General features: G+C 33.3%; 6 protein-coding genes. 2 read left to right on the forward strand and 4 right to left on the reverse strand.

Going from position 1 to position 8,458, the window contains the following annotated elements:
- Positions 1-221: 221 nt before the first annotated feature.
- Positions 222-3,926 (forward strand): RHS repeat-associated core domain-containing protein, encoded by a 3,705-nt coding sequence (locus tag ELS83_RS21150; RefSeq protein WP_171597540.1) that lies wholly within the window; start codon positions 222-224, stop codon positions 3,924-3,926.
- Positions 3,927-3,940: 14 nt separating this feature from the next.
- Positions 3,941-4,402 carry a hypothetical protein gene (locus ELS83_RS21155; protein WP_171597541.1) on the forward strand — a complete coding sequence of 154 codons (462 nt, stop codon included), beginning with the start codon at positions 3,941-3,943 and terminating at the stop codon, positions 4,400-4,402.
- A gap of 697 nt (positions 4,403-5,099) precedes the next feature.
- Here ELS83_RS21155 and ELS83_RS21160 read toward each other — a convergent pair.
- The 4 genes from ELS83_RS21160 to ELS83_RS21175 form a co-directional block, all read right to left on the reverse strand.
- Positions 5,100-6,533, reverse strand: coding sequence for a DUF3987 domain-containing protein (locus tag ELS83_RS21160; protein ID WP_171597542.1), 1,434 nt, complete (start codon positions 6,531-6,533; stop codon positions 5,100-5,102).
- On the reverse strand, positions 6,526-6,912 hold the full coding sequence (locus ELS83_RS21165) for a PriCT-2 domain-containing protein (protein WP_171597543.1): 387 nt from the start codon (positions 6,910-6,912) through the stop codon (positions 6,526-6,528). The genes ELS83_RS21160 and ELS83_RS21165 overlap by 8 nt, the downstream gene beginning before the upstream one ends.
- Entirely contained in the window at positions 6,902-7,846 is a 945-nt protein-coding gene (locus ELS83_RS21170) for a BT4734/BF3469 family protein (protein ID WP_171597544.1), read from the reverse strand. Before ELS83_RS21170 ends, ELS83_RS21165 begins: the two co-directional genes overlap by 11 nt.
- Before the next feature lie 63 nt (positions 7,847-7,909).
- A complete protein-coding gene (locus ELS83_RS21175) occupies positions 7,910-8,203 on the reverse strand; it encodes a helix-turn-helix domain-containing protein (protein ID WP_171597545.1) in 294 nt (97 codons plus the stop codon).
- Positions 8,204-8,458: the final 255 nt, after the last annotated feature.

Genomic DNA, 8,458 nt, shown 5'->3' on the forward strand with positions numbered 1-8,458 from the left:
TCGAGTGTGCCGTCTAATTTCTTTTACCTTAGCCTCGGTACTTTGTTTCTTTGTTCTCATTTTATAGACATTAATTGGTTACAAAAAGTTAAGAAATCTATCTCTTAAATTTTATACCAACTTGTCCAAATTAGGCTGAAGACTTACAAATTGTAAAGAAGCCCAATGATGTTAGTACGCCTTATGAAGTTATTACCTTTAATCCTAACAAAAGAAACAGATTGGTTACTCTGATTACCAATGGGATGAATGTAAATACCCAGATAGATTACGCCAATATGTATGATTCAGGCGTTTATAATACAAGTAGCACAAGTTATAGCTTCCCACTGGTAAAATTTAAAGCGCCTATATATGTGGTTAAAAAAGTAAGTACATTAACGGATGGGGCATATTATTCTTCTGTTGACTATGATTATACCGATGCAGTTAGACATATGGAATATGGGCTTGTAGGTTTTATGAAGTTCAGTGAGCACCAACAACCCCAAAATATGAAGTCAGAAACTTCATTCGAACCCATAGGTGCCAGGTATATACTTAAACCTAAAACCGCAATTGTCAAAACTGGAACTGGAAGTTCGATATCAACTAGCGCTTGGTCATATCTTGAACATACTGTTGCAGGACTTAATGGCACACGATATTATCAAAATAGAGTGAGTAGCACTACAGTAACTGACCATCTAACAGGATTTGTGAATACTGTAACCTATATCGATTATAATGAAAATAACAATCAACCCGAAATCATAACTGAATCTTTAGGGTCTGATTTCGACAAAACCACAACTATATCTTATAGCGCATTAACTGGAACCTATTGGTTACCCAACAGGGTCACTTCTACCCTTGTTAGTCAAAAACATAAAGATGATGCAAGTAATTATAATGTTACAACCTCTTTCTCCTATAACAGCAGTTTACCATTTCAAATGGATAGCAAAACACTTTTCTCAGGTACATCTAAAAATGTAAAAGAAACATATACATATCATGCAAAGGGGGGACTGTTAAGTGTTAGCAGAAAGGCTGCTGATGTTGCAACACCAAGGGTAACAACCTATGTTTATGATTCTGATGGAAAATTCATTACAAAACAAAAAGCATCAGACTACATTTGGGAAGATTACACCTACGATAAAATGGGACGTGTGAAAACTGTGAAAGATCAGGATAATCTGATTACTTCACATTATTACGATGACTTTGGAAATCACTCTTCAAGTACACTTCCAAATGGAAGCACTGTTACTTCAAATATGCTCTTTACAAGTAGTGGTCCATCAGGCAGTTTGTTTTACACAGAGAGACTACAGCCAGGTAAAGGCTATATCAAAAAATATTACAATAGATTAGGACAACTGCTACGAGAAGAAAGTCCAGGTTTCAATCAGGCAGTAATGAAAAAGAATTATACCTATGATGCTAATGGGAGATTGTATCGAGAATACCTTCCTTATGCTACTTCAGTAGGTTCTTATTCTCAATACACTTACGATGCATATGGTCGAGTGACAACTATTAACATGCCTAATAGTTTAGGAACAACCACATATGAGTATACAGGTAGTACTACAAAAGTTACTACTCCATCAGGTTGGAGCGAGGTTACACTTGATGCATCTGGTTTAGACAAACAGGCCAAAGATGCTGGTGGAACAATCACCAAAACCTTTTTTAGTAATGGTTTGCCAAAAACTCATACTTTTGGCTCCAATGCAATGACATTTACTTATGATGAGCAAGGAAATAGAACAAGTATATATTCTCCTAATACCGGAACAACAAGTTCTACTTACAATGCGTTTGGTGAAATGTTAACTGAAGTTGATGCTAGAGGAGTGAGCTATAGCATGCAATACGATAACTTAGGACGCTTGTTTAAAAAGTTAGTTGGTGGTATAACAGAAACCCAATGGAATTATGCCAATAATGGCTTATTAAACTCTGTTTATGGTAGCGATGTTGATGTGATTTATACATACGATAACTTGAAGCGTTTAACAGATCTATCAGAAACAGTTAATGGACAGACTTTTTTAACCCAGTATGATTACAATTCAAATAGTTTGATTTCAAAAGTTACTTATCCTGGAAACTTTGCAGTCAATCGGATCTATGATTCCAATGGTATTTTAACCGAATTAAAAAGAAGTGATAACAATGCTAGTATTTGGCTGCTTCAAGATGCAACCAATCATGGCGCCATTGAGCAATTTAAGTATGGAAATGGTTTAATTAGTAATTACACCTATGATGCTAATTTAAGGCCACAAAAAATGAAATCAGGTAGTGTTTATGAGTGGGATTATACATTTGCTAACAATGGAAACTTAAGCAATCGTAAAAATGTCAAGTTAAGTAACCAAACTCAAAGTTTTTCTTATGATGCTTTAAACAGATTAACTAGCTACAGAAGTGGAAGTATGACTTTCGAAGCAAGTGGAAATATTAAAACCAAACCTGATGTTGGGACCTACAATTACAATGGGGGGAAGCCAAATGCAGTTTCTCATATTACTTCTCCTGTAAGCTCTTATGATCCTTTCCATGAAACAATAACCTATACAGATTTTCAAAAAGTGGAAAGTATTACTGATCAAGAAAATAATCACAGACTGGAATTTACTTATGGTCCAGAATATGGACGTAGGATGATGAAAACTTTGGAAGGAGGATCACTGAAGAAAACAAAATATTACTCTAACGGACTGTATGAAAAAATTGTAAATGATCTTGGTCAGACTAAGGAAATCAACTACATTAGTGGTAGTTCAGGATTGGCAGCGGTATTTATTAAAGATTTCGATAACTCTCAGAAAATGTACTACGTTCATCAGGATTATTTAGGATCGATATTAGCCCTAACCAACGAATCAGGTGGAGTTGCAGAACGATACTATTTTGATGCCTGGGGAAATAGAAAAGATCCTAATAATTGGAATAACAATGATTCAAGATCCAGTTTTATTCTCGATAGAGGGTTTACAGGTCATGAACATTTAGATCATTTTGAATTGATCAACATGAATGGTAGAGTATATGATGCAAACTTGGGTTCATTTTTAAGTGCTGATCCAATTATTCAGGCACCAAACTATACACAAGATTTGAATCTGTATTCTTATGCTTATGGTAATCCTTTAAAATATACTGATCCAACCGGATATACGGAAGGTAAATTCTTTGATTCCCGACTTGAGAGAAGCAGATCAAATGGAGGTGGAAGATCTTGGTTTGTTCATCAGCCATTTGATCATATAGTTAGAAATGTTGGGCCAAGTTTTGAGGATTTACATACTAAAATAAATGGAGAGTGGTATTCCAATAGTTGGTTAGAAGCAAATACTAAAATTACTGTTTTATATACTTGGAGTTCAGGTCAAGATTTAGCTTATTTTAATATAGATCTGAATGGAAATTATGAAATTAGTTTAGTAAATGGAACAACAACCAAGTATGACTCAAATGGAAATATACACTCTATTTGGGGGGAAGTAAATGTAACAAACAACACAACAACTAGTAATCAAAAGACATATGATGTAAACAAGGCAGTTAACTATATAAATAACAATGCTTTTAATAACTATGTTGCAGGCAAATGTGGAAAGTGTGCTAAAGCAGTACGACTTGCCATCACTGCCGGAGGTATAAATACTTCGAATCGACCTGTGTCTGCGAAAGATTATGGATCATATTTAGTAAAATGGGGTTTTACAGAAGTAAGTATAAAAAATTACACTCCTCTTTCGGGAGATATAAGAGTAATCCAGAACTACACGGGGGGAAGTAAACATGGCCACATCAATATGTATAATGGTAGTCAATGGGTTTCTGACTTCAAAGAAAATGGCTTTTGGCCTGGACCTGGTTATAGAAAGAATAAGCCTAGTTATAAAATATACCGTTGGGTTAAATAAATATTAAATACTATATGAAAAAAATACGAAATTTAATTTTAGTTGTCTTATTTATGTCTACACAACTAAATTGTGTTAATTCTCAAAATCGAGAAAAAGAAATTATCAACAAGTTAAACAAATTTTATATTGACTATAATTATGCATGGGAAAATGAAACTGACCCAATAATATTAATACAAAAAATAACAGATCTGCGACAAACATATTGCTCAAGGAAATTACAAAGTAAGTTGAATGAAAATATACAATTTCATGGATTAGATCATGATATTATAATTAATGATCTATATACAACAACAGAACTTATATCCTCATTGTCAATTGTCAAGGATTCTATTAAACCAAATAATTATAGAGTTTTATATTTAGCTGAAACTGAAGATGCACTTAATAACATTATTAAAACGCAAGTTTGTATTAACTTAAAAATAATTACAGAAGACAATACATTTAAAATAGATTCTATCTGGTAAGAGCTTTCCAAGAACAAACATTTAGGAAGTCTAAACAGGCTTCCTAAATGTATTAAAAATTTAATCAGTGGTATCCCATAAAGTGTCGAATTCTAATACCCTCAAAAAAAAGAATTTAGTTACACACTTTATGGGATACTACTATTAAATGTCTATTGTATTCATTTTAGCGTATACCCTTTTAGGCACACAGTAAAACGTATCAGAATGTAGGAATATAGACTCATTTAATGTATTCAATTGGGTGTTCCTAAAATAAACACGCTATTTGAGTATCTAGATGCTTTTTTACCCTCTGAACTGTCGATATGATTTCTTCACCAACTTGGCAATATTCAGAATTGATTTTCCATCCCCTAATAGTTCTATAATTTCCGGCATGTTGTTTCTCGAATTGCTCTTTTGTCATTTTACCTTTTCCAGCATGAAGCTTGTAAGAACTTTTATGTTCTTCTTGCAGCTTCTTCTATTTGTATAGAATTAATTATGGTATTTTTAAATAACACTAATTAGAATCATTCATCAACCGAAAATAACTCGGCACATAAACCTGATTACCAATCTATACCAACAATCAAAACAAAGCATCAATCGATGCTACAATCGAATCTGAAAAATTAATTTCTTATCGATTGTCACTTCGGTTGATGCTTACTCAATATTAACTTATCAAATTGATAATGTAATAGATATCGCTTTAAATATCCGGTTGTTGATTGTCTCTAATTAATTTTATTAAAATTGTCTCTTTTCCACCTGTTTTAGGTCTTATTTTTTCTGTTTCAACTAAAGATCTATCAATCATCTCTGAAACTAAATTTTCTGCACTTGTTTTGTTTTTACAACCGGCAATTTTTCTTTGATAGAAATTCCTTAATGAAATAGTACCTCCCAACTTTTTAATTTTCTGAATGGCCATTTCTATTTTCTTATCCATCGTGCTACTGTGAAGGATATTTTGTACTTTTTTTGCCTGAATTTTGAAGTATTCGGTCAATTCAATTGCTTTTTCAACACTGCTCAATTCAATTTTATTAAGTTTTCCGATAGAGTAACCATATTTCATAGCCTCTATAATAATCGAAAACCTAATTGTATAACCAACGAATTTTGACCAAATTCCTCTTAAATAATATGGAAGTTCATCAGAATTCATTTCTCTATAGTGACAATCATTCATATAATCCTCTAGTTTTTGATACGCAGTTGGACTAAATTCTATAATAGCAGGATTTTCATCTTTATAATTAAAAAAATACATCCTTTTAAAAGCCTTTATATAATCACATTTTAAATATTCTTCAACCTGTTTGTTAGTAAATTCTAACTTAACAGGACCAGGTACTACAAACAATATTCTATCCAGAAATCCATTGTCTTTTCCTTTAGAAAAATCGTTCAGCACATCTGGTTGTAAGCAGCCTAAAACAGAAACAAATGGCCTACGAATGTAAATTGCTTCATCTTCAGACTTACGATTAATTATAATATCCTCGCAACTCCAAAGAGACAACCACTTTTCTTGATCTGCTCCATTTCCTTGCCGATATTGATTCATTCCCTTAACCCATCCAGCAAGTTCATCTTGAATAAATAATATTCTTAATGGCTGTTTTTGCAATAATGCTGACAACCCTTCAATGGTTGCATCGTTGGTTGTAATTTGTTCCAATGTTGGTGGGATTGGTTTTACAGGTTTATCCTCAAACTCTCGCTTTGCTTTTGGAATAGATCTCCACTTTTCGAAAGCCTTATCAAATTCCTCATTATTTTTAATGTAAGCTTGTTTACGAGTTGCATAAATCTGTGCTAATTCCTGTTGGAGTTGAAATACTGCTAATGCTCCAGCTTTTAGTGCTGGTGTCTTTTTTGCTCCTGGTTCTGCAACTATAGCTGAAAATAAAACAGGTGACTCCTTCCAAATATTCTTTACATCAGCAACAACCTTACTACCTACAGCTAATGAAAAACTTGATAGTACTGCCATTGATATGAAATCCGCAGGACAATTAATTGCATCTGCACTCTCATTAATATACTCCCTTAATGGTTCTGGAAATACGTGCAAAGGAAAGGTTACATTGTTAGCGCCACCAGCTTCCTCCAACACAGTTAATTGATTATTATCCATTCCTTTCTCTTTTTAAAATTATTCCATGGTCTTTTAAAACCATCAACAAACTACCAACACCGACACCACCAGATCCTTTTAAACATTTATCGTATTGTTGATCGCAAACTTTAAAGTTGTAATCTGGATAAAACCTACTGATTCTGTGGAAATAATCTCTTCCAAACTCCCCAATGGTATTGGCAATACTACAACCAATTTTAAACCAAGTATGGTAATCTGAGGTAATATCAATTTGGTGGCGTTCAACTGCCCGAACAACGCGATCAACAATACTATTAGGATTACGATAAACATCTGTTGATTGTCGTTTGTTGGTGGGTGTTGGAGGCTTTGATTTTGCCTCCAACCATTCTTCTGGATTAAATTTACTTACCATTGTTTAAATACTTTGGGTTAATATATACTTCAGGATCATAAGGAAGAAAACATGCCCTGGCAACATCTTTACCTGATTGATCTACTTCCAATTCATAAGTGGTCTGCAGATATCTTTGTAATCCTTCAAAGTAAATCCCATGTGGTACTACTGGCACAGTAGTATTAATCACCCATTTTAATCCATCTCCTGATGGAGAGCGAAAGAGCAACTCTGTTTCCAGCATATTGTCAGCCAACAACGTTCGCTTTACTCGTTCAGCATCCTGTAAATGGTCAAAATCAATAACCATCAATCCTGAATGTTGCTTCAAATGCTTTTCGCCTCTTTTACAGAATGTTCCTGAGAAACATGCATAATCAAACCTACTCGCTTTAAACTTTTTAGCTTTTGCCTTATCTGCCATTTGTCGTAAAGCGTTGGTTATCGAATTACAATACTCTCCTCGTATAAGGTTATAAGCATCCAAAATGGTGATATCCTTATATGGTACAGTATTACTAATTGGACTTTTAAAGAATGTAAATTTTGGCATTGATGTGTAAACATTGCCTGTCAACAAATTTTGTTGATCGCTACATTGATCGCTTTGTTCGCCAAGTTGATCGCCTTTGTTGGCGGTAATTTTATGATGTTGCTTGTCCAAGTTCAGACACAACTCTTTGTTAATTTGTTTTAGTAAAGAATCCCTATCTAATTGATAGTACAAATTCGCAAAATCTAGTGCATTTCCTTTGAAACCTTTGAACTTATAATCTGTATGCATAAAAACTCCTTTTCGCAATTTAATTTTTAATGATTTTGAATCCTTATTAAATGGATTTCTAACTGTTTCACACTGTTTCCCAATAAGCTCTAACACAAAATCCTTTTTATAGAATTTCCTCAAAATTAGAGCGTAGATATCCAGGCCATGATGTGTTCGATACATCATGGAATAATAATTTATTCCCAAAAAAACTTTAAGATTTAATAATTTGGAAAGATTGTTCCAGGATTAACAGTCCTGGAAGGCTTCATTGTAGTTTGATTCTAAAAACTTCTCAATATCACTTGCTTTATAGTAGATTTTTGCTTGATATTGTGAAAAAGCCAGTAAACCATTATCTCTATAGGTTTGAAGTGTTCGTTTACTAATATTTAAAACATGACAGACCTCTTGATTGTCTAGCCACCTTTCTTTTAATGGATAAAATTGCTTATTATACAAATCGTCCATCTGGGATCGCATTTCTGCTAATTGCTTGCTTAGGTTTTGATAAACCTCATTTGACATGGTTATTACCTCCATAGTAATAGAAATTAAATGAAAACTGATGATATCCAGTGATATCAAATACATATGGAGGCAAATCTATTACAGAATTTGAACAAAATAGGTATGTACATAGTATGTACATACCCTGTAAGTCTTCAGCCTAATTTGGACAAGTTGGTATAAAATTTAAGAGATAGATTTCTTAACTTTTTGTAACCAATTAATGTCTATAAAATGAGAACAAAGAAACAAAGTACCGAGGCTAAGGTAAAAGAAATTAGACGGCAC

This window comes from Marinifilum caeruleilacunae (genome assembly GCF_013141825.1).
Classification (GTDB): domain Bacteria; phylum Bacteroidota; class Bacteroidia; order Bacteroidales; family Marinifilaceae; genus Marinifilum; species Marinifilum caeruleilacunae.

Excerpts from the sequence above, each read along its gene's own strand:
- ELS83_RS21155 (WP_171597541.1), top strand. The coding sequence starts at position 3,941 with ATGAAAAAAATACGAAATTTAATTTTAGTTGTCTTATTTATGTCTACA.
- ELS83_RS21160 (WP_171597542.1), bottom strand. The coding sequence starts at position 6,533 with ATGGATAATAATCAATTAACTGTGTTGGAGGAAGCTGGTGGCGCTAAC.
- ELS83_RS21165 (WP_171597543.1), bottom strand. The coding sequence starts at position 6,912 with ATGGTAAGTAAATTTAATCCAGAAGAATGGTTGGAGGCAAAATCAAAG.
- ELS83_RS21170 (WP_171597544.1), bottom strand. The coding sequence starts at position 7,846 with ATGATGTATCGAACACATCATGGCCTGGATATCTACGCTCTAATTTTG.
- ELS83_RS21175 (WP_171597545.1), bottom strand. The coding sequence starts at position 8,203 with ATGGAGGTAATAACCATGTCAAATGAGGTTTATCAAAACCTAAGCAAG.